Raw genomic sequence first — 20,280 nt, 5'->3', positions numbered from 1 at the left:
GCATGATCAACAGACTTGCCGTCTTCGATTGCGACGGTACGCTGGTCGATAGCCAGCACAGCATCTGCACCGCCATGGTCCGCGCCTTCGAGGATGTGAAGCTGCCCCCGCCCGACCGGCTGGCGATCCTGGCGGCGGTCGGCCTGTCGTTACCGGTCGCGATGGCGCGGCTGCTGCCGGACGCAGAGGCGGACTTCCACGATCACCTCGCCGACCGCTACAAGCTGGCGTTCCAGGCGATGCGGCGCGAACAGGGCGTGCAGGAACCGCTCTATCCCGGCATCGTGGACCTGGTTCTGGAACTGGACGCGGCCGGATGGCTGCTCGGCGTGGCGACCGGCAAGTCGGACCGGGGCCTCAACCTCTGCCTCACCCATCATGGCATCATCGACCGGTTCGTGACGCTCCAGACCGCCGATCGCCATCCGTCCAAGCCGCATCCCTCGATGCTGCTGACCGCCATGGCCGAAGCGGGCGCTGCGCCGGACACGACGGTCATGATCGGCGACACCAGTTTCGACATCGACATGGGCCGGGCCGCGGGCGTGCGCAGCATCGGCGTCGCCTGGGGCTATCATCTGCCCGACGAGCTGATCGCGGCGGGCGCTCATGCGGTGGCGATGGACAGCGCGCAATTGCGCAGCCATATCGGCGCGCCATGACCGATCTTCCGCCACCGCCTCCACCCAATTCCGATTCCGTCGCGCGCCAGCGCCACTTTGCGATCGGCCTGTTCCGCCTGTCGGGCGCCTTCATCGTGATGTTCGGCTTTCTCGCCATCATGCAGCGCTTCACCTGGGTTCAGGGGGACAAGGCGAAGGCGTTCGGCGCGATCATGGTCGTCACCGGCCTGTTCCAGTTCGTCGTCGTCCCCCGCCTGCTGCTGGCGCTGTTCCGCAAGAGGCCGCCGCAATGAAGCGTTTCTACACCGATGTGACCGTGGTTGCCGAAGAGGGCGGCCATGCCATCCGGCTGGACGGCCGCCCGGTCCGCACCCCGGCACGCGCGTCGCTGACCTTGCCTTCCGCCGCGCTGGCCGACGCGATCGCGCAGGAATGGCGGGCGCAGGGTGAAGAGGTCGATCCTGCCTCCATGCCGATGACCGGCCTTGCCAATGCGGCGATCGACCATGTCGCGCCCAACCGCGCCAGCTTTGCCGAGGGCGTGGCCCGCTATGCGCAGTCCGACCTGCTCTGCTATCGCTCCAATGGCCCCGACACGCTGGTCGCGCGGCAGGCCGCGGCCTGGGATCCGTTGCTCGACTGGGCGCGGGGCCGCTATGACGTGACCTTCGCCGTGACGCAGGGGATCATTCCTGTGCCCCAGCCCGACGAGACGCTGGACCGGCTGGGCGCGGCGGTGGTGGCGCTCGACCCCTTCATCCTCACCGGCCTGTCAACGCTGGTGACGCTCAGCGGATCGCTGGTCTGCGCCCTTGCGGTGGTGGAGGGCGGCCATGAGATCGGCGCGATATGGGAGGCGGCGGAGATCGACGAAGCCTGGCAGATCGAACAATGGGGCGAAGATGCGGAGGCCGCCGCGCGCAGCGTCCGCCGCGCCGATGACTTCGCCACCGCCGGCGCCTTTTGCGCATTAAGCCGGGTATAAGAACAAGCACTGGAACCGGGGCACCGCTTCGTTCATTCTGTCGCCAGCACGGACAGCCTATGTCCGGCATCCATCCCGCTGCAACGCTATAGGAGACTTCGACGTTGGCCTCGACGTTCGCAAAATCCATTCTGACGGCCCTGATGGCCGTTTCCGCCCCGGTCCTTGCCCAGCAGGTGCCTGACGCTCCCCCGCCAGAGGCGCCCCCGGTGGAGGAGGCCGCCCCTGCGGCGGAAGCCCCCGTCGCGCGGGAACTCACATCGGCGGAAATCGCGGCTTTCAACAAGGCCGTGACCGATTTCACCGCCGGCCAGACCGCGCAGCAAAAGGGCGACAATGCCACCGCGGTCGCCAAATATGACGCGGCATTGCCTGCCATCCGGGTGGCGGCGCAGGCTGATCCGGCGAAGATCGACAATCTCAACTTCCTCGCCAACGCCCTCTATGCGCAGGCCGCCGCTTATGGCGCGCTGGGCCAGATGGACCGGGTCATCCCCATTTACGACGAATCGGTGCCCTATTGGCGCAAGGTCGTGGAGGCCAAGCCGACCGATATCGCCAGCCGCAACATCCTGGCCGGTATCCTCATCCAGTTGGGCAACCAGAATCTGCGCGATCATGACAGGGGCGGTGCCGATCCCTTCTTCGCTGAAGCGTTGAAACTGGCGCGCCAGACGGTCACGGATCAGCCCGGCGACGCGGCGTCGAAGAATATCCTGCTGGCCGCCTTGGTCGGTGCCAGCCAGACCGGCACGGAAGAGGGAATTCGCGACGAAGCGATCAGCATGGGCCAGGCGATGATCGCAGATGGATCGATCGACGCGACCAACAAGCCGCAGATCGAAACGATGACCGGCGCCCCCGCGACCGAGGGATAAGCTACCGAAATCCTCTCCATGCTGCGCATGGGGAGGATTTCATATCATCAGCCATTGCCGATCTTGTCGGCATAGAGCATTCGCCCCGGCCCCAGCAGGCCCAACACCTGCGGCACGATATGCGGCGCGACGGCAAAGCAGCCTTCCGATCGCCCGCATTTGCCCCAGGCGGCGACATGGTCCTCGCTCACATAATCGGCGCCATGGACCACGATCGCGCGGGATTCGGCATTGCTGTTCTGCGCGTCCAGGCCGATCAGGCGCATCGATCGACCATGCTGGCCGAAATACATGTCGCCCGTCTTGAACGCACCGGACGAACTGGCCAGCGAGTTGAACTCGTTGGAAAAGCTGTGCAGCCAGCCCGAATGGGCCGGGTCGGACCCGCGACCATGGGACACCAGATAGCTGCTGGTCTGCCCGCCGATCAGGTCGACGATATGCATGCGCGGATTCTTCGACGGCGCGTCGAAATCGACGATCGCCAGCCGATCGCGCAATTCGAAATGATGGGCATGATTGTCGAGCGCCGCTCTGGCGCGCTCCAGCAGCGCGGCATAGGGCTGTTGCGCAACCGCGCGCGGCGTGGCGGGAACCGTGGGAACCGAAGCCGGCGTCACGGGTTCAGGGCCCATCAGTTCAGGGCCTGTCTCGGGAAGCGCGGCACGACCCATGCTGTCCGACAGAAACGAAAAGGCGAGTCCGCTTAAAGCGAACTTCGTAAAATTGCGGCGATCCATGACCGCAATATAGCAAAGGCGACGCCCCGGTCCAAGACCGGGGCGCGGGGTATCACTCGCCCATCTTGCTCGCTTCGTCCGCAGGCTGGCTCTGTTCGCCGCCTTCGGGCAGGCGCGCGGTCATCCCGCTGGCTTCGGCGTCATCCAGAATCTGCTGATGTTCCGATACTTTGGGCGGCGCGGCGGCCGGAGTCGCGGCGGCATTGTTCTGCACTTCGGGCAGCGGCGCTTCCGGTTCCTCGACGATCACATTTTCGACCGGCGGTTCGACCAGATTATTGGTGGCGTCGGGCGCCGGCTCTTCCTTCTTGCCACAGGCGGCGAGGGTCAGGGCGCCGGCAAGGGCGAAAAGGGCGGTTTTGCGCATGGGTCAGTCCTTCGATGCGATAGCGGGAGAGGGGGCAGCGGTGGGATCGACGCGGCGGCTCGATGCTTCGATCTTCTGCGCGAGCAGCTTGTCCCAGCCATAGGGGTCGGCGCGGAAACTGACCGTGCCATTATTGCCGGCAAAGGCGGTCCAGTAGAGCAGATAGACCGCAACCTGGCTGGGCAGGGACACGCGCTGCGTCTTGCCTTCGTCGATCAGCGTCTGGATCTGGCCGTTCAGGTTCGGGTCGGCCGCGACCATCTGCTCGGCCAGCGCGACGGGCTTTTCCAGGCGAATGCAGCCGTGGCTGGCCAGCCGGTCATAGCTGGAGAATTTTCCGCGCGACGGGGTATCGTGCAGATACACGGCGAAGGGATTGTTGAAGTCGAACTTCAACCGGCCGAGCGCGCTGCCCGGACCCGCCGGCTGCACGATCCGTTCACCGCCCTCGGGCGTCTTGACGATCTTGTAACCCTGCTTGGCCAAAGTCGCGCGGCCCTTGGGGAACAGCTCCCGCTTGGCGATCGACATCGGCACGTTCCATGGCGGATTGACGACGATCGAATGGATGCTGGACGTCAGCATCGGCGTCTGATTGTCCGGGCTGCCGGTGACGGCGCGCATCGAACTGACCGGCTGGTCGCCTTCGAACACGGTCAGCACGGCGGCGGCGATGTTCACCTGCACGCGATTGACCGGCAAGCTGCGCGGCATCCAGCGCCAGCGCTCCATATTGGCCATGATCGCGGCGATCCGATCGTCCACGCCGACATTGAGCGCTTCCAGCGTACGCGCGCCGAGCGAACCGGTGGGTTCGAGGCCATAGCGGCGCTGGGCGCGCTGGATCACATCGACCAGCTTCTCGTCCTGCGTGACGGCGGGATCTTCCAGCGCGATGCGCGCGCGCACCACATCGGGAGACGTGCCGGCGGTCAGCGTCGGCCAGCCGCCCTTGTCCCGGATCGCCTCATATTTGGCGAGGCCCTTGCGCAGCGTGTCATAGCCTGCCCAGGGTGGCGTCAGCCCGGCGGACCATTGCGCCAGTCGATCCTCGCTCACCGCCTTGGCCAGGCCCGGACGCGGATCGAAGGCGGCGGGGCGCAACGCCCAGATGTTGAGGAAGTCGGCCGTGTCCACGCGCCCGGTGCTCAGCGCCTTGGCCCGATCGAGCAAGGCATTGACCAGAGCATCGCCCTTCAGCGCGCCGCTGGCCTTCTGCCGGGCCATCAGCCCCTGCGCCGCGCCGCTCTTCAGCCAGTCATTGGCCCAGGCTTCCTGCGTCGGCGACAGCGCCGGGATCGGCACCGGCGGCGGGGGCGCGGGGATGGGCTGCACCGTCGGCACCGGCAAAGTCGGCGCCACTACAGGCGGCGGCGTCTGCGCGGCGATCGGCAGTGCGGTGAAGCCGGCAATTGCCAGCAGCGGGAAACGGATCATCTTGGGACGGTTCATGCTGGACCAGATAGCGCAAAGCCGCCACGGTTCAAATCGCGATAGCGGGAAAAGATCATGCTGCACGTTGTTCACCATCCCGCCTATGTCTCCCCTGCAACACCGGGCAGCCGATTTCGTTTCGACAAATATGGATTGGTGATGGACGCATTGCGTGAAACCGCCGTGCCTTTCCAGCTAGTTGAACCCGAACCCATGGACCGCATCTGGATCGATGCGGTCCATGATCCGGCCTATGTCGACGAAGTGCTGACGCTGACCGTCCCGCCGGAAAAAGCGCGCCGGATCGGCTTTCCGGTGACGGAGCGGGTCATGCGCCGATCTCTGTTGTCGCCGGGCGGCACATGGTTGGCGGCGAAACTGGCCATGATCCATGGCTATGCCGCCAATGCGGCGGGCGGCAGCCATCATGCATTGGCCGATACGGGCGCTGGCTATTGCGTCTTCAACGACCTCGCCATCGCCGCCAACCGCCTGATCGCGGAGGGAGAGGCCGCGCGCATCCTGATCCTCGACCTCGACGTGCATCAGGGGGATGGCACCGCGTCGCTGCTGGCCGGGCGTGGCGACATATTCACCCTGTCTATCCATGCGGAAAAGAATTTTCCGGTGCGCAAGGCGCGCTCGACGCTCGATATCGGGCTGGAGGACGGCACCGGCGACGACGCCTATCTGGCGATATTGGCCGACACGCTGCCGCGTGTGCTGGCCGATTTCGCGCCCGACCTCATCCTCTATCAGGCGGGCGTCGATCCGCATGGGCAGGATCGGCTGGGCCGACTGGCACTGACCGATGCCGGGCTGGACGCGCGCGACCGCTATGTCATGCGACAGGCGCGGGGGCGGGGCATCCCGGTCGCCAGCACCATGGGTGGCGGCTATGGCGAAGACCGCATGGCCGTCGCCCACCGCCATGCCGCCTGCATGATCCGCATGGCGCAGGAAATTTGAACTTATGGCCTCATGTTCCCCGGCGCAGGCGGGGGGCCAGTCCGACGTCGTGAAGTGAACCCGGCCTGCGCCAGTGAACGCCGCATATGAGCCAGCCTCATCACGGCGCGCTATCAATGCAGAGTGCCCGCGTCCGCTTTGCTCTCCATCAGCTTGGCGGCGATCAGGCCGGCTACGGCCAACGCCACGAAATCGCTAAAGGCCAGATAGATGATATAGCCCCAGGGGGCATGGTTGAACACGGCCTGGCCGATATGCAGCCACAACACGGCAGCCAGCGCGAACAAGATCGTGACGCGCGCTCGGCTGGCGAAATCGCTCAGGACAAAACGCAGGGCCAGGGAAATGATGACGCCCACGACCAGCGACAGGATCAGCCCGCCGATCAGCGCGCCGCTATCCATCACCGGAAAACCGCCCTCATTATAGAAGACCTGCGCGACCGGGCCGCGACCGTAGAGAATGGTACCCTGCGCGGTCGCCGGATCGGGGATCACATAGACGCCGGTGCCGGTCGGGCTGAGCGCTTGCGCCATCGCCGCCTGCAAATTGGCGCTCGCCTGATCGCCGACGCGGCTCAGCGCCAGCGCCGATAACGGCGTCCCCCAGAAGATAAAGCCTGTAATGAACATGGCAAGGCCGCCCAGCAGCCCCCCGATCAATGTGCGAACCATATGCCACCCCCTTCCTGTCGTGACGATTGCCACATCAACGCAGGTGGGATGATATATGTCCCTGCCGGACCATTCAGCCCTTAGGACGCGCGGCCTTTTCGGCGATGCCCGACACGCCTTCGCGTCGGTCCAGCTCGTCCAGAACGGCGTCGAACGGCACGTCCATGTCGGCCAGCAACATCATCAGGTGAAAGATGAGGTCGGCGCTTTCGCCGACGATTTCGGCGCGATCGTCGGCCATGGCGGCGATCACCGTCTCGACCGCTTCCTCGCCGACCTTCTGCGCAATCTTGGCGCGGCCTCTGGCGGCCAGCTTGGCGACATAGGATGTCGACGGGTCGGCACTCCGCCGCTGGCGGATGGTCTGTTCGAGAGTGTGAAGGGTCGCGCGCATGGAAGCGCATGAAGCGCCGTGCGCGCGACCCGTCAATCGATTATTTGCGCTTGCGGCCCGCGAGGAACATGCGACCGGCCAGAACGGCCGCGCCCATGCCGAACAGCGCCATCTGTTCCGGCTCGGGCACCGGGGTCGGCGTGCCGCCCGACGAACTGTTGCCGCCGGTGCTGGTGTTGCCACCCGTGCTGCTATTTCCGCCGGTGCTGCTGTTGCCACCGCTGGACGAACCACCGCACTTGCCGAACCAGCACCAGAAGGTGGCGTTGGCGGGCGCCGGCGTCGCCAGGCCCATCAGGCTGGCAGAGCCAGCGACGAGAAGAAGTTTGCTGATTTTCATAATTGTAACCCCTGTTTCGAAAAGAACGCATCGTTCTGAAACGACCCGACCCAGACGTCGCAGGTTGCATGCCAATTCCACCAAATGACGCTTTTCCGCGACTGTCCGGCACGAGGATCGGCGGGTGATCATGGTTAATGTCAATTAACCCGACATTTTGAGGCGAGCTAAACTTTAATGGCTGCGCACCGGGATATTGGCGGCCGCCAAAGCCTGATGCGCTTCAGCAATAGTGTGTTGACCGAAGTGAAATATGGAGGCGGCCAGCACCGCGCTGGCATGGCCCTCGACCACCCCTTCGACCAGATGGTCGAGCGTCCCGACACCCCCACTGGCGATCACCGGAACCGACACGGCATCGGCAATGGCGCGGGTCAGCGCCAGATCATAGCCCTGGCGTGTGCCGTCTCCGTCCATGGACGTAACCAGCAATTCGCCAGCCCCCAGTTCCGCCAGACGCAGCGCATGTTCCAGCGCGTCGATGCCGGTCGGCTTGCGCCCGCCATGGGTGAAGATTTCCCAGCGATTGTCGCCCACGCGCCGGGCATCGACGGACCCCACGATGCACTGTGCGCCGAAACGGTCGGCAATATCCGCAACCAGTTCGGGCCGGGCGACCGCCGCACTGTTCACCGCGACCTTGTCCGCACCCGCGAGTAGCAACGCGCGCGCATCTTCGGGCGTGCGCACCCCGCCGCCGACGGTCACGGGCATGAAGCAAACTTCGGCGGTGCGGCGCACCACGTCCAATATCGTGCCGCGCGCCTCATGGGTGGCGGTGATGTCGAGGAAGCAAAGTTCGTCCGCCCCCGCCGCATCATAGAGCTTGGCCTGCTCCACCGGATCGCCGGCATCCTTCAGGTCGACGAAATTGACGCCCTTGACCACGCGCCCATTGGCGACGTCGAGGCAGGGGATGACACGGGTGCGGACGGTCATGGGATTAACTTCCAGTTTCCGTTCGCTTCGAGCGTAGTCGAGAAGGGGCTAGAGCCGTGTTTCCTGTTTCTCGACTTCGCTCGAAACGAACGGAGGTTGTGAGATTTCGATCAAGCCGCCGCCTGCGCCACGGCCAGCGCGGTCTTCAGGTCCAGCCGCCCGTCATAGAGCGCGCGGCCGGTGATGACGCCCTCGATCCCGTCGTCGGCATGCAGGCTCAATATACGGATGTCCGCGATCCCCGCCACGCCGCCGCTGGCGATGACCGGCATGTCGGTGGCCCGGGCAAGGTCGACGGTCGCGTCGATATTCACGCCTTTCAGCAGCCCGTCGCGTCCCACATCGGTGAAGAGCAGGCTGGCGACGCCTGCATCCTCGAACCGGCGGGCCAGGTCGATGACCGGCATGTCGCTCTTTTCCGCCCAGCCGTCGGTTGCAACGAAGCCGTCGCGCGCATCGACCGCCACGACGATGCCGCCGGGAAAGTCGCGGGCCGCCGTCTTGACGAAGGCGGGATCCTTCAGCGCGGCCGTGCCGATTACGATACGCGATACGCCCAGGTCGAACCAGCGCTCCACCGCTTCGCGGTTACGGATGCCGCCGCCCAACTGCACATGGCCGGGAAAGGCTTCCACGATCGCCTCGACCGCGTCGGCATTGACCGCATGGCCCGCAAAGCTGCCATCCAGATCGACGACATGCAGATGCTGCGCGCCGCTTTCCGCAAATAATAGCGCCTGGGCGGCGGGATTGTCGCCATAGACGGTGGCGCGATCCATATCGCCTTCGGCAAGGCGCACGACCTGGCCGCCTTTAAGGTCGATGGCGGGAAAGACGATCAGGGACATAATCCGATTTTCCAAAAATCCGTTCGGTTCGAGCGTGTCGAGAACCTGTTGCATGATGGTTCTCGACACGCTCGAACCGAACGGAGGTTACATTATTTCACGGTTTCCAGCCCAGGAATCGGGACAGGAAGGACAGGCCGTAGCGCTGGCTCTTTTCCGGGTGGAATTGGCAGCCGATGATGGTGTCGCGCGCGACCGCGGCGACCAGCGGCCCGCCATGATCGGTCACGGCTGCAATATGGGCCGGATCGGTGGCTTCATAATGATAGCTGTGCAGGAAATAGGCCTCGCCCGCCTCGATCAGCGGCGGCGCGCCGTTCAGCACGACATCGTTCCAGCCCATATGCGGCACCTTCACGGTTGGATCGGCCGGTTCGACCAGCCGCACCGTGCCGGGGATCCAGCCCAACCCTTCATGCCGACCGAATTCCTCACCCGCATCGGCCAGCAGCTGCATGCCCACGCATACGCCCAGAAAGGGGATGCCGCGCCCGTTCACCGCTTCGTTCATGGCATCGACCATGCCGGGGATCGCCACCAATGCGTCGCGGCAGGCGCGAAAGGCGCCCACGCCCGGCAGCACGATCCGGTCGGCCCGTCGCACCAGATCGGCATCGGCGGTGATGACGACATTATCCGCGCCCGCCTTGCGCAGGGCATTATGCACCGAATGGAGATTGCCCGCGCCATAGTCGATCAGGGCGATGGTCATGCCAGCAGGCTGTCCAGGCTGACGCCGGCGGCCGCGCGCACCGGATGGAATTCGATCACCTCGACCGTGGCGGCGCCGTTCAGCACGAACGGATCGGTCGCGGCCAGCCGCTCGACCTCGGCCCGCTCGCCCCGTGCCAGCAATATGCCGCCGGTACGCGGTTCGCGCCGTCCGGCCAGCAACAGCCAGCCATCGGCAATCCCTTGGTCCAGCCATGCCCGATGATCCGCCAGATGCCCGTCCAGCACTTCGATCGAAGCGGTATAGGTGAGCGCGATGACGAACATGGAATGACCCTTCGGTAAGATTTACAGGATGCCCTTGGTCGACGGGATCGCATCCGCCTTGCGCGGGTCGATCTCCACCGCCTGCCGCAGCGCGCGGGCCAGGCCCTTGAACGCGCTTTCGACGATATGATGATTGTTGCTGCCATAGAGCAGCTCGATATGCAGCGTGATGCCGGCCGCCTGCGCGAAGCTGTGGAAGAAATGCTCCACCATCTCCGTATCCCATTCGCCGATCTTGGTGACGGTGAAGGGCAGTTTGCACACCAGCCAGGGGCGGCCCGAAATATCGAGCGCCACGCGGCTCAACGTCTCGTCCATCGGCGAGTAGACGCTGCCATAGCGGCTGATGCCGCGCTTGTCGGCCAGCGCCTTGGCCACCGCTTCGCCGATGGCGATCGCGGTATCCTCGGTCGTGTGATGCTGGTCCACATGCAGGTCGCCGACCGTCTTCACATCCATGTCGATCAGCGAATGGCGCGACAGCTGTTCGATCATATGATCGAAAAAGCCGATGCCCGTCGACACCGAATAGAGGCCAGTCCCGTCGAGGTTGACGGTGACGTCGATCTGGGTTTCCGCCGTGTTGCGGTGAATCTCGGCCGTGCGCATGGCCGCCCTATAGCGCCTGTCGCCATTCATGCAATCTGTCAGGACGGGGTTGACCGTCGGTTTCGTGCCGTTAGGACATTGGCGCATGAGTGAAGACCTGCCCGATAGCCTGATTCCCTATGACGAAATCGTGCAGGAGGCCCTGCGCGCAGTCGTAGGCCGCGTGCTGGGCGAAGTGCAGCAGTCCGGCGGCCTGCCGGGCGCGCATCATTTCTACATCACCTTCAAGACGAGTGCGCCGGGCGTCGATATCCCCAAGCATCTGGTGGAGCGCTTCCCGGACGAAATGACCATCGTCCTTCAGAATAAATATTGGGATCTGAAGGTTCAGAGCGACCTGTTCCAGGTCAGCCTGACCTTCAATCAGGTCGCGGCCCAGCTGACCATTCCCTTTTCGGCGATCACCGCCTTCGTCGATCCGGCGGTCAATTTCGCCCTTCAGTTCCAGGTGGCGGCAGACGAGTTGCCCGAACTGCATGAAGAGGCCGAAAATGACGGCCCGCAGGTGACGAGCGAAGACGGCTCCAATGTTGTGACCGTGGACTTCGGCAAGAAGAAATAAGAAAAAGCGCGCTCCCTTCGGACCGCGCTTTTCTTTTCCCTCCTATCGTCCGCTCTTACCAGAGCACCCCATCGACCGGTTGCAAGGGCGGCGGGGCGGGCAGGCCGATCGCCTGATTGAGGTCGCCCTCGATCGTGGTGGTGATGCTCGTCAGCGGCAGGTCGTGGACGTCGTTGCCGAACGGATCGACCAGATCGTCGCCAATCTGCAAGACCGCCAAGAACATGAAACCCGCCACCGCCGACCCCACCGGCGTCGCCATGCCCAGCGTTTCGACCAGTCCGATCGGCAGCAATATGCAGAAAAGCCGCGTGAAATATTTGGGGAAGGCGCGATATTGCGCGGGCAGCGGCGTATTCTTGATGCGCTCCATGCCGCCCTGCGCGTTGGACATATCGACCAGCATGCCTTCGATCCGCGTCTGCTGGATGGTGTCGATCCAGCCATGATGCACCGCTTCCATCAACCGCCGGTCGGACCCGTCCAGCACGCCATTGGCGGGATTGCGCCGCTCCAACTCAGGCAGGGCTCCATCCTCGCCCAGCACGCGTTGCATATCGGGCGCCGGGTCTTCCCGTCGCAACTGGCAACGCAGCGCATGGACATAGGCGATATGGCGCTTCACCAGCGTTACGCCCATGGCGCGCGCATCGGGCGTGTCGGGCAGATAGGCCAGCACCGCGCGGCTGAAACTGCGCGACACATTGACCATCGCGCCCCATAATATGCGGCCCTCCCACCAGCGTGAATAAGCGCTGTTGACGCGGAAGCCCAGTACCAGCGCCAGCGCGGTGCCGAAGATGGTCAGCGGCAGCGCCGGCGCCTTGAAGGGCGAGATATAATAAAAGATGGTGACGGCCAGATCCCAGAAGAACAGCGCGATCAGCGCGCTCCATGCCTTCTGGAAGCTCTGGCGGATACGGGGGGACCGTCCGACGATCATATAATATGTCTCTTAAAGGGCGTCGCCGCCCTCATCGTCCAGTTTCAACCAGGCATGGCGCAGTGCCAGGCCGCCGACGATGCCCACCAGTTTCAACATGGTGGCGTGGATGGTGGGGGTGGAATCCATCAGCGCCAGACCCAGGCAGATCAGGCATAGCGCCATCGCGGCATAGATGGGCAGGGCTTCGATATCGTTCCAGGCGATCGGCGGATCGACCTTGGCGCGGCGGGCGCTCAGCATCGGCATGGGCGAAAACTCCGTGGTGAAATTGGGGGCTCGCCTATGAAAATGATGCGGCGCAAAAGCCGCCGTCAACGCCATGCGTCAGACGCAAGGCTGGGTTGCGTCTTGTGAGATCCGGCAAGAAAAGCTTACAAAAACGTCGGTCTGGAGAGACGCAGCAACGAAACCATACCGTATCGCAACAGCCGATCTATTGCGTTGCAGCATCGAGTGCCTAGCTTGGACGGATGCCCGATCGCTTTGCCGAAATCGAATCCTTCGTGAAGATTGCCGAATCGGGCACTCTGTCCGAAGCGGCGCGTCGCCTCGGCCTGTCGCTTGCGGCAACCAGTCGCCGCCTGTCGCAACTGGAGGCGCGGCTGGGGGTCATGCTGATCCGTCGCAACAGCCGCCACCTGTCGCTGACGGAAGAAGGCTCGCTGCTTTATGACAAGGCGGGTCGGGCCCTGAGCGCCATCGATGATGTCGAAACCGACGTCATGCGCCGCGCGACCGAAGCGACCGGCCTGCTGCGGGTGGTGACGACCATCAACGCCGCGCGCATGCGCCTTGCGCCGCTGTTCCGCGAATATGCGACGCTGCATCCCGACGTCGCCATCCATCTCGAAACCGCCGAACAGGCGACCAATATCGTCGAGACGGGGCATGACATCGCCATCTGCTTCGATCCGCCGCCCGACAGTATGCTGACGATGAAGCGGCTGACCGACAATCCCCGTCTTTTCTGCGCTTCGCCGGACTATCTCGCCCGTCGCGGCCGGCCGACCAGCATCGCCGACCTTGCACTCCACGACAATATCGTCGTGGGCGAAGCGCAGCAGGACATCTGGCGCTCGGTCGTGGGGAGCGGCAATGGGCCGCGCGTGACGCTCAGCACCAATGACGGCGAAATGGCGCGCGCCTGGGCGCTGGATGGCGCCGGCATCGTCATCAAATCGCTTTGGGAAGTGGCGGACGATCTGGATACCGGCCGGCTCCAGCCGCTACTGCCCGAAATCGCCCTCCCGGCCTCCTCCATCGTGGCGCTTTATGTGCCGGGGCAGGGGGAAATGGCGAAGGTCCGCTCCTGCCTCGACTTCCTCGCCCGCCACCTCAAGCGCGACTGGGTGGCCAAGGCGGCCTGAACCCCGACGAACCTTCCTTTAGTGGTTCCCCGGCGCAGGCCGGGGCCCAGTTCTAACCGTGAGACTGGCCCCCCACCCGCGCCGGGGAACGCTCTATATGGATCAGCCTTGTGGCGTCTTGCTATCCGCCGCAGGCCCGTCTCGCTCTAAACCCGCCGGAACGGAAAGGGCGCGATCGTCCGTTCATAGCTATGCAGGTCTAGCGCGCGCGTCACGGGCGGCAAGGCCCGATCCGGACAGTCCCGGCGCTCGCACAAATGGCAGGTCGGCCCGACTTCGGTGGCGTCACCCTTGTCCAGGTCGATCCCGTCCGCATGGGCGATCCTCCCGCCATGTTTCGCCTCGCATCCCAGCGCGATCACGCCTCGCCCGCGCGCGGCGCCCTGCGGCAGGCCCACCGCCAGTGTCAGAAACCGCTTCCCGTCCAGCGTCTCGATCAGCTGCGGCGTGACTCGATCGGCATCCTGCGCACCATGCGCGTCCCAGCGCGGGCAGGTGCCGCCGAACCGCGCAAAGGGCCAGGCCTCGCCATCGAAGCGCTTGGAAACGATCCCCGCCCGGTCGATCCGCGCCATGAAGAAGGGGATGCCGCGCGCGCCGGTACGATTGAGGCTGGTCAACCGATGCGCCAGTTGCTCGGTCGATACGCCGAACCGGTCGCGCAGCAATGGCAGGTCGTGCCGACTTTGCTCCGTCGCCTGCCGGAATCGGTCATAGGGCATGATCAGCGCGGCGGCGGCATAGTTGGTCAGCGCCATGACCGCGAGCCTGCGACTATCCTCATCGGGCGGCGCGACGCGGGCGATCTGCGCGGCGATGGCGTCGGCCAGTTCCTGCGCGCATAGATGATAGGCGATGGCGAACAGCCGCCCGGATGGCGGCAATCGCTCGCTCAGCAACAGCCGCCGCCGGTGCATGTCATAATGGCGCAGCGTCCCGGCCAGCACGTCGCTGCGCACCATTTGCACGCTCATGCCGTGCCGGCCCTTCAATCGGGTGCGCAATTCCGCCTGCAACAAAGCGGGGTCGTCCGGCAGGTCGGCGGCGATAGCCTCCGCCCCCGCGTCGATCTCCGCAAAATAATTGCCCGCCCGCGATATCGTCTCACGCAGCCAGTCGATCGGCGCGACCAGCGGCGCGGGACCGCTGCGGTCCGCTGCCTCGCCCGGCAGCCGGCGTAAATCGCTCAAAGCGCGATAGAATCGGGCGATCGCCTCGCTGACACCGGGATAATTTTCCGCCACCTCCAGCACTTCGTCGCGCGCGATACCGATGTCGCGCACCAGCGCATCGGACAGGATTTCGCTCAGTTCGCCGGGGCCGCCCTCCTGCGCCTGCGCGGTGAAATCGCGAATGTCGATGTCATAGGTATTGGCCAGCCGCAGCAGCATCTGCGCCGTCAAGGGTCGCTGGTTGCGCTCCAGATGGTTGAGGTAGCTGGGCGATACACCCAGTTCCTCGGCCATTTGCGTCTGATTAAGGCCCAGTTCGCGGCGCAAGACGCGCAGCTTCGGTCCCAGATAGAGTTTGCGATCGGTCAGCTCTGCCATAAGGTCATAATGTCATAGAATTACAACATGACCAAATCCAATCATGACTTGCGGCCACTCATCGGCCTTACCGCAGGTTAATTACCTGACTATCTCGGTGTTCATCAGCCCGGACGGGCACAGCCGCGAAGGACAAAGACATGACCACCGATACGATCGACCAGACCCGCGAGCCGAGCCGTTCGCGCGCCGTCTTCTCCCAGCAGGATTTCGGCCTGATTCGCACGGCCATCGCGCACTATCTGAAGGAAGTGCAGGATCAGCCGGAATCGATCAAATATGCCAATCTCTACCACCGCCTCGGCCGCGTGGCCTGATATTGCTGTTCACCGGCGCAGGCCGGGGCCCAGTTCGAAGCGTGGAACTGGACCCCGGCCTGCGCCGGGGAACAGGCTGCTTGCCTCCTCAGAACAGTCGCGTCAGCCAATAGAAGAGCGCACCGATTGCCGCCGACGCAGGCAGGGTCACGACCCAGGCGACGATGATGCTCGACGCCACGTTCCACCGCACCGCCGACAGCCGCCGCGATGCACCCACGCCGACGATGGCGCCGGTGATGGTGTGGGTGGTGGACACGGGAATGCCCAGATGGGTCGCCATGAACAGGGTGATGGCCCCGCCGGTTTCTGCACAGAAACCCTGCGCCGGGGTCAGCCGGGTGATCTTCGATCCCATCGTATGGACGATCTTCCATCCGCCCAGCAATGTGCCCAGGCCCATCGCCGCCTGGCAGCTCAGCACCACCCACAGCGGCACATGGAAGCCGCCGGTCAACAGGCCCTGCGAATAGAGCAATACGGCGATGATCCCCATCGTCTTCTGCGCGTCATTGCCGCCATGGCCCAGCGAATAAAGCGATGCGGAGACGAGTTGCAGCTTGCGGAACACCCGGTCCGCACCCTGCGGCGTGAACTTGCGGAAGATCCAACTGATGATCAGCACCAGCATCAGCGCCAGGAACAGGCCGACGGCGGGGGAAATGACGATCGCCGCGCTGGTCTTGAACACGCCGCTCCACACTACCGCGCCCAGCCCGGCCTTGGCCGTGCCCGCGCCCAGCAGGCCGCCGATCAGCGCATGGCTGGAGGAGGACGGAATCCCCAACCCCCAGGTGATGAGGTTCCAGGCTATGGCGCCCATCAGCGCACCGAAAATGACCTGCGGATCGATGATGCTGGCGTCGACGATACCCTTGCCCACCGTTTCGGCCACATGCAGGCCGAAGAAGAGGAAGGCGATGAAGTTGAAAAAAGCGGCCCAGGCGACCGCATATTGCGGTTTCAATACGCGGGTCGACACGATGGTCGCGATCGAATTGGCGGCGTCATGCAGGCCGTTCAGGAAATCGAACAGCAAGGCGACACCGATCAACGCGATCAGCAGGGGGAGGGCGATGGGGTCCATGGGATTGACATCTGTCCTTCAATATTCCGTTCGTCCTGAGTAGCCGCTGAGCGAAGTCGAAGCGGCGTATCGAAGGATAGGAGCGATGCGCGACCTTTCGATTGGGCCTTCGACTTCGCTCCGTCCCTGCTCAGGGCGAACGGGAGAGGGCAAAGCCCATCAGGCGTGGTCGATGACCAGGCCGGAAATCTCGTTGGCGACATCTTCGAACCGGTCGGTGACCTTTTCCAGATGGCTGTAAATCTCGTTGCCGACGATGAAGTCCATCGGATTGCCGGCCCGCGCCTGCTCGTACAGCGCCTTCAGGCCCGCTTCGTGCAGGATATCGGCATGCCCCTCCAGCTTGACCAGCCGTTCGGTCAGGTCGTGCAGCCGGGTGGCGTTCAGGTTCAGCGACCGTAGCAGCGGCATCGCCTCGGCGGTGATGCGCGCGCATTCCACGATCAGCGCGCTCATATCCTGCATCTGCGGCGCGAAGTCCTTGACCTCATACAGCGCGATCGCCTTGGCCGTCTGGTTCATCTGGTCGATCGCGTCGTCCATGACGCCGATCAGGCCGGTGATGGCGCTGCGGTCGAACGGGGTGACGAAGATGCGGCGCACATCCTGCAACACGTCGCGGATGATATCGTCCGCCTCATGCTCGCGGTCGGATATTTCCTTGATATGCTCGGCCATGTCCGGGCCGCCCTTGAGCAGCTTGGCCAGCGCATCCGCGCCGATGACCAACGTGGCGGCGTGATCCTCGAACTGCTCGAAGAAGCGCCCCTGCTTGGGCATCAACGCATGAAACCAGCGCAGCATTCCAGTCCTTTCACTTTGCTTTTCGCGGATCGCCAGCAACAGGCGCAGGAACCAGCCGGGATTGGCCGGCGGTTCGCGGAAGGCCGCGATGATCGACTGCAAATCCGGTTCGTCCACCGCTTTTGCAGCGTCGGCTACCGGGAACCAGCGCAGTTCCCTTTGGCCCTGTTCGGGCCATTGCGTCAGGTGGCCGGTGACCGCAAGCGGAAAAACCTCGACCGTCGCCTCACGCGAGTTGCCGTTGCGCTTGCGCTTGTCATAGCGATAGCGGCCGAGCGGCGCGGGACAGGCGATGCCGTGAATCCCTGCTTCTTCATAGGCTTCCAGTTCGGCGGCGCGGTGGCCGGCCATGCCCTTGATCCTGTTCCCCTTGGGAATCACCCATCGCCGTGTCTCGCGCGATGTGATCAGCAGGATCTGCATCGCACCGTCGGCATCGGTCGTATAGGGAAGGGCGGCGATCTGGCGCATGGACCGCCTGTAACGAAATTGTCACAAAATGCAATGATCTGTCGCGAAAACCGCGCATGTCGGGATGGCCCGACGGAGTTGGGCTTCAATGTTCCCCGGCCTGCGCCGGGGAACAAGTAAGGCCGTGCGGCGACGAACGCTCTACAGCGAAAAGCGCGCCGTGACTCGGATGTCGCGGCCGGCGAGCGGTGCGAAATCCTTCAACACGCTGGCGTGGCGACGGGCTTCCACGTCGAAGATATTGTTCGCCGACAGCATCAGAGTCGTGCGGTCATTATCCTTGAACGGCTTGAAGGAAAGCGATGCGTTGACCAGCGTGAAGCCGTCGGTCGGCGTTTCGGTCGCGGCGATGCGATTCTGTTCGAACACATGCTCCACCTCGGCCCGTGCGCTGATCCGCTCGCCCTGTGCCTCGATGCCGCTCAGCAGGCGCAGTGGGGGAATGCGGGGCGCCGGGCCGCTGCCCTTGATGGTCGCACGGACATAGTCGGCCACGCCGTCCAGATTGATGGCATAGCCGCCCAGCTGCGCCAGCTTTACCGATCCTTCGGCCTCGAAACCATAATAGCGGGCGTCGGCCTGGCTATAGGCATAGCAGGGGAATTCCAGTTCCGCGCCGCCATTGGCCGCCTGGCACACGCTGTCGTCCACGATCGAATCGTAGATGAAGCCGCTGAACCAGTTATGATAGGCCGACAGGCTGACGCTATAGCCCTCGCCCTTGCCGCGCAGCGTGCCTTCGATACCCCAGCTCTTTTCCTTGCCGAAGGTCGGGTCGCCCAGTTCGAACGCCTGCGTGCCGGCATGATTGCCACGCGCGAACAATTCTTCGGCCGACGGTGCGCGCTCGCTGCGCGACAGGTTGAGGCCCGCGCGCCAGCCGGGCGTCACTTCCTGGCTGATGCCCAGCGATCCGGACAGCGCGTTGAAGCTGCGGCGATAGGCGCCGACGAACAGGTCCGCGTCGGCCACGGAATTGAGGTCGGTATGTTCGAACCGGCCGCCCGCTTCGATGCGCGTGCTGCCCAGGTCCAGCGATTGCAGCGTGAACAGGCCGAGCTGGTTCGTTTCGTTGCGCGGCAGGAATTTCTCATCGCCGATCGCTTCGAACCGGCGGGTGAAGAATTGCGCGCCGAACGCGCCGTCCCAGCCGCCATGGCGGGCCTGCACGAATTCCAGCCGGCTTTCCATCGACTGGTTCTTGAACGTCGTGCCGACTTCGCCGGTCGGTTCGATTTCCTGATGCTGATAATCGGCAAAGCCCGCGCGCAGGCGGATGGAATCGAGGAAACCGCCGCCGGTCGACACTTCGCCGCGCAGGTCGGCGCGGGTCTGCTTCATCGAGAGCGTCACATCCTCATGGGTGTGGCCCGGCTCGTCGTCATGATCATGGTCGTGATCATGATCTTCGGCCACGTCGATCCGCGACGGCACGCCATAGCGATTTTCGCTGTGCGACACCGACACGCCCAGATTGCCACCGGTGCCGACATAGGCGAAGCCGCCGGCCACTTCCCATGTTTCGGCAGCGGTGTTGGGCAGTTTACCCTTCCACTGACCGTCCTCGCGGATTTCCGCATCGTCCGACTGGGCGGCCAGTGCCCGCATCGGCTTGGACAATATATAGCCGCCGGTGCGCAGGTCGTCGGTCTTGGTCCAGCTGCCATCGACATGGACGACGAAATTCTCCGCGATCGGTGCTTCGACTTCGCCGCTCAGCGTGCGCTCATTGGCGGCGCTGCCATAGGTGGCGATGCCATCGACATGGATCGCCTCGTCCGGCACGCGGCGCGGAATGCGGCTGTCGATCACATTGACCACGCCGCCGATCGCCGACGATCCGTACAGCAAAGCGGCAGGGCCACGCAGCACTTCGATCCGGTCGGCGGTCAGCGGGTTGATCGCGACGGCATGGTCTACCGATGTGTTGGACACGTCGAAGCTGCCGATGCCGTCGGTCAGGATGCGCACGCGCTCACCTTGGAAGCCGCGCAGGATCGGCCGCGACGCGTTGGGACCAAAGCTGGTGGACGACACGCCCGGCTGGCGCGCCAGCGTCTCGCCGATGCTGGGGCGCAGGTCGCGGGTCAGCTTGTCGCCGGTCAGGACCGACGTACCCGAAAGAATGTCGCCCTGCCGGCGGGGGATCAGCGCGGTGACGACGATGTCGGACTTGGCACCGTCATGATAGGCCTGGTCGGGGGCGTCGGCCTCCTCGGCAAGGGCGGGGAGGGCAAGGCACAGCGCGGACAAAGCGCAGCCGGCGCGCAGCAGGGGAAAGCGGGACATGAAGATCAACCCTTTTGGTTCTGGTCTGATGTGACCCTGTATCTAGGATGATACATCATATCAAGTTCAACCTGCCGTATTTTCGCTG

The 20,280-nt window shown here is 64.3% G+C and carries 25 protein-coding genes; 8 read left to right on the top strand and 17 right to left on the bottom strand.

Annotation, left to right across the window (positions count from 1 at the left end; all coding sequences use genetic code 11):
• The first annotated feature begins 2 nt into the window (after window positions 1-2).
• The 4 genes from F4U95_RS06465 (at window position 3) to F4U95_RS06450 (ending at window position 2,486) form a co-directional block, all read left to right on the top strand.
• Window positions 3-662 carry an HAD-IA family hydrolase gene (locus F4U95_RS06465; protein WP_150425021.1) on the top strand — a complete coding sequence of 220 codons (660 nt, stop codon included), beginning with the start codon at window positions 3-5 and terminating at the stop codon, window positions 660-662.
• Window positions 659-916: a hypothetical protein gene (locus tag F4U95_RS06460; protein WP_150425020.1), complete on the top strand. Its 258-nt coding sequence runs from the start codon at window positions 659-661 to the stop codon at window positions 914-916. The genes F4U95_RS06465 and F4U95_RS06460 overlap by 4 nt, the downstream gene beginning before the upstream one ends.
• Window positions 913-1,608 (top strand): ATP12 family chaperone protein, encoded by a 696-nt coding sequence (locus F4U95_RS06455; RefSeq protein ID WP_150425019.1) that lies wholly within the window; start codon window positions 913-915, stop codon window positions 1,606-1,608. The genes F4U95_RS06460 and F4U95_RS06455 overlap by 4 nt, the downstream gene beginning before the upstream one ends.
• A 143-nt stretch (window positions 1,609-1,751) precedes the next feature.
• Entirely contained in the window at window positions 1,752-2,486 is a 735-nt protein-coding gene (locus F4U95_RS06450; protein ID WP_150425018.1) for a hypothetical protein, read from the top strand.
• Between the two features lie 47 nt (window positions 2,487-2,533).
• Here F4U95_RS06450 and F4U95_RS06445 read toward each other — a convergent pair whose 3' ends face one another.
• The 3 genes from F4U95_RS06445 to F4U95_RS06435 are packed head-to-tail and all read right to left on the bottom strand — an operon-like array spanning window position 2,534 to window position 5,045.
• Window positions 2,534-3,226 (bottom strand): murein L,D-transpeptidase catalytic domain family protein, encoded by a 693-nt coding sequence (locus F4U95_RS06445; RefSeq protein WP_150425017.1) that lies wholly within the window; start codon window positions 3,224-3,226, stop codon window positions 2,534-2,536.
• A 52-nt stretch (window positions 3,227-3,278) separates the two neighbouring features.
• The gene (locus F4U95_RS06440) at window positions 3,279-3,593 is read right to left on the bottom strand and encodes a hypothetical protein (protein WP_150425016.1); all 315 of its coding nucleotides are present in this window, start codon (window positions 3,591-3,593) and stop codon (window positions 3,279-3,281) included.
• Between the two features lie 3 nt (window positions 3,594-3,596).
• Window positions 3,597-5,045, bottom strand: a complete 1,449-nt coding sequence (locus tag F4U95_RS06435) for a L,D-transpeptidase family protein (protein WP_425505037.1) — start codon at window positions 5,043-5,045, stop codon at window positions 3,597-3,599.
• A 57-nt stretch (window positions 5,046-5,102) separates the two neighbouring features.
• On the opposite strand from F4U95_RS06435, the gene F4U95_RS06430 reads away from it, so the two are divergent.
• On the top strand, window positions 5,103-5,996 hold the full coding sequence (locus F4U95_RS06430; protein ID WP_150425015.1) for a histone deacetylase family protein: 894 nt from the start codon (window positions 5,103-5,105) through the stop codon (window positions 5,994-5,996).
• 113 nt (window positions 5,997-6,109) lie between these two features.
• On the opposite strand, the gene F4U95_RS06425 is transcribed toward F4U95_RS06430, so the two are convergent.
• The 8 genes from F4U95_RS06425 to hisB all read right to left on the bottom strand — a co-directional run bounded on the left by F4U95_RS06425 (window position 6,110) and on the right by hisB (window position 10,799).
• The gene (locus F4U95_RS06425) at window positions 6,110-6,670 is read right to left on the bottom strand and encodes a hypothetical protein (protein WP_150425014.1); all 561 of its coding nucleotides are present in this window, start codon (window positions 6,668-6,670) and stop codon (window positions 6,110-6,112) included.
• Between the two features lie 73 nt (window positions 6,671-6,743).
• Complete coding sequence (locus F4U95_RS06420) at window positions 6,744-7,064, bottom strand: phosphoribosyl-ATP diphosphatase (protein ID WP_150425013.1); 321 nt, start codon at window positions 7,062-7,064, stop codon at window positions 6,744-6,746.
• Between the two features lie 40 nt (window positions 7,065-7,104).
• Entirely contained in the window at window positions 7,105-7,404 is a 300-nt protein-coding gene (locus F4U95_RS06415) for a PEP-CTERM sorting domain-containing protein (RefSeq protein ID WP_150425012.1), read from the bottom strand.
• A 174-nt stretch (window positions 7,405-7,578) separates the two neighbouring features.
• Entirely contained in the window at window positions 7,579-8,343 is a 765-nt protein-coding gene (hisF, locus tag F4U95_RS06410) for an imidazole glycerol phosphate synthase subunit HisF (RefSeq protein WP_150425011.1), read from the bottom strand.
• 110 nt (window positions 8,344-8,453) lie between these two features.
• Entirely contained in the window at window positions 8,454-9,191 is a 738-nt protein-coding gene (hisA, locus tag F4U95_RS06405) for a 1-(5-phosphoribosyl)-5-[(5-phosphoribosylamino)methylideneamino]imidazole-4-carboxamide isomerase (protein WP_150425010.1), read from the bottom strand.
• A 97-nt stretch (window positions 9,192-9,288) separates the two neighbouring features.
• Entirely contained in the window at window positions 9,289-9,903 is a 615-nt protein-coding gene (gene hisH, locus F4U95_RS06400) for an imidazole glycerol phosphate synthase subunit HisH (protein ID WP_150425009.1), read from the bottom strand.
• Window positions 9,900-10,190, bottom strand: coding sequence for a YciI family protein (locus tag F4U95_RS06395; protein WP_150425008.1), 291 nt, complete (start codon window positions 10,188-10,190; stop codon window positions 9,900-9,902). Before F4U95_RS06395 ends, hisH begins: the two co-directional genes overlap by 4 nt.
• Window positions 10,191-10,211: 21 nt before the next feature.
• A complete protein-coding gene (gene hisB / locus F4U95_RS06390) occupies window positions 10,212-10,799 on the bottom strand; it encodes an imidazoleglycerol-phosphate dehydratase HisB (RefSeq protein WP_150425051.1) in 588 nt (195 codons plus the stop codon).
• Window positions 10,800-10,884: 85 nt separating this feature from the next.
• On the opposite strand from hisB, the gene F4U95_RS06385 reads away from it, so the two are divergent.
• A complete protein-coding gene (locus F4U95_RS06385) occupies window positions 10,885-11,361 on the top strand; it encodes an SspB family protein (RefSeq protein ID WP_120251754.1) in 477 nt (158 codons plus the stop codon).
• Window positions 11,362-11,416: 55 nt separating this feature from the next.
• On the opposite strand, the gene F4U95_RS06380 is transcribed toward F4U95_RS06385, so the two are convergent.
• Window positions 11,417-12,304 carry a bestrophin family protein gene (locus F4U95_RS06380; RefSeq protein WP_120251755.1) on the bottom strand — a complete coding sequence of 296 codons (888 nt, stop codon included), beginning with the start codon at window positions 12,302-12,304 and terminating at the stop codon, window positions 11,417-11,419.
• Between the two features lie 12 nt (window positions 12,305-12,316).
• On the bottom strand, window positions 12,317-12,553 hold the full coding sequence (locus tag F4U95_RS06375) for a hypothetical protein (RefSeq protein ID WP_120252308.1): 237 nt from the start codon (window positions 12,551-12,553) through the stop codon (window positions 12,317-12,319).
• 224 nt (window positions 12,554-12,777) lie between these two features.
• On the opposite strand from F4U95_RS06375, the gene F4U95_RS06370 reads away from it, so the two are divergent.
• Window positions 12,778-13,674 (top strand): LysR family transcriptional regulator, encoded by an 897-nt coding sequence (locus F4U95_RS06370; RefSeq protein WP_150425007.1) that lies wholly within the window; start codon window positions 12,778-12,780, stop codon window positions 13,672-13,674.
• Window positions 13,675-13,820: 146 nt separating this feature from the next.
• Here the strand turns inward: F4U95_RS06370 and F4U95_RS06365 are convergent, their stop codons facing one another.
• On the bottom strand, window positions 13,821-15,224 hold the full coding sequence (locus F4U95_RS06365; RefSeq protein ID WP_150425006.1) for a helix-turn-helix domain-containing protein: 1,404 nt from the start codon (window positions 15,222-15,224) through the stop codon (window positions 13,821-13,823).
• Window positions 15,225-15,364: 140 nt separating this feature from the next.
• Between F4U95_RS06365 and F4U95_RS24755 the strand changes: the two genes are divergently transcribed.
• Window positions 15,365-15,541 (top strand): hypothetical protein, encoded by a 177-nt coding sequence (locus F4U95_RS24755; protein WP_170267472.1) that lies wholly within the window; start codon window positions 15,365-15,367, stop codon window positions 15,539-15,541.
• 88 nt (window positions 15,542-15,629) lie between these two features.
• Here the strand turns inward: F4U95_RS24755 and F4U95_RS06360 are convergent, their stop codons facing one another.
• The 3 genes from F4U95_RS06360 to F4U95_RS06350 form a co-directional block, all read right to left on the bottom strand.
• Window positions 15,630-16,628, bottom strand: a complete 999-nt coding sequence (locus F4U95_RS06360) for an inorganic phosphate transporter (protein WP_150425005.1) — start codon at window positions 16,626-16,628, stop codon at window positions 15,630-15,632.
• 159 nt (window positions 16,629-16,787) lie between these two features.
• Complete coding sequence (locus F4U95_RS06355; protein WP_150425004.1) at window positions 16,788-17,903, bottom strand: DUF47 family protein; 1,116 nt, start codon at window positions 17,901-17,903, stop codon at window positions 16,788-16,790.
• Window positions 17,904-18,044: 141 nt separating this feature from the next.
• Entirely contained in the window at window positions 18,045-20,192 is a 2,148-nt protein-coding gene (locus tag F4U95_RS06350; RefSeq protein ID WP_150425003.1) for a TonB-dependent receptor, read from the bottom strand.
• Between the last annotated feature and the right edge of the window lie 88 nt (window positions 20,193-20,280).

The sequence above is a fragment of the Sphingobium limneticum genome, assembly GCF_008710165.1.
In the GTDB taxonomy this organism is placed as follows: Bacteria; Pseudomonadota; Alphaproteobacteria; order Sphingomonadales; family Sphingomonadaceae; genus Sphingobium; species Sphingobium limneticum.
The sequence above is the reverse complement of the archived record's forward strand: the minus strand, read 5'-3'. Positions and strand labels throughout refer to the sequence as shown.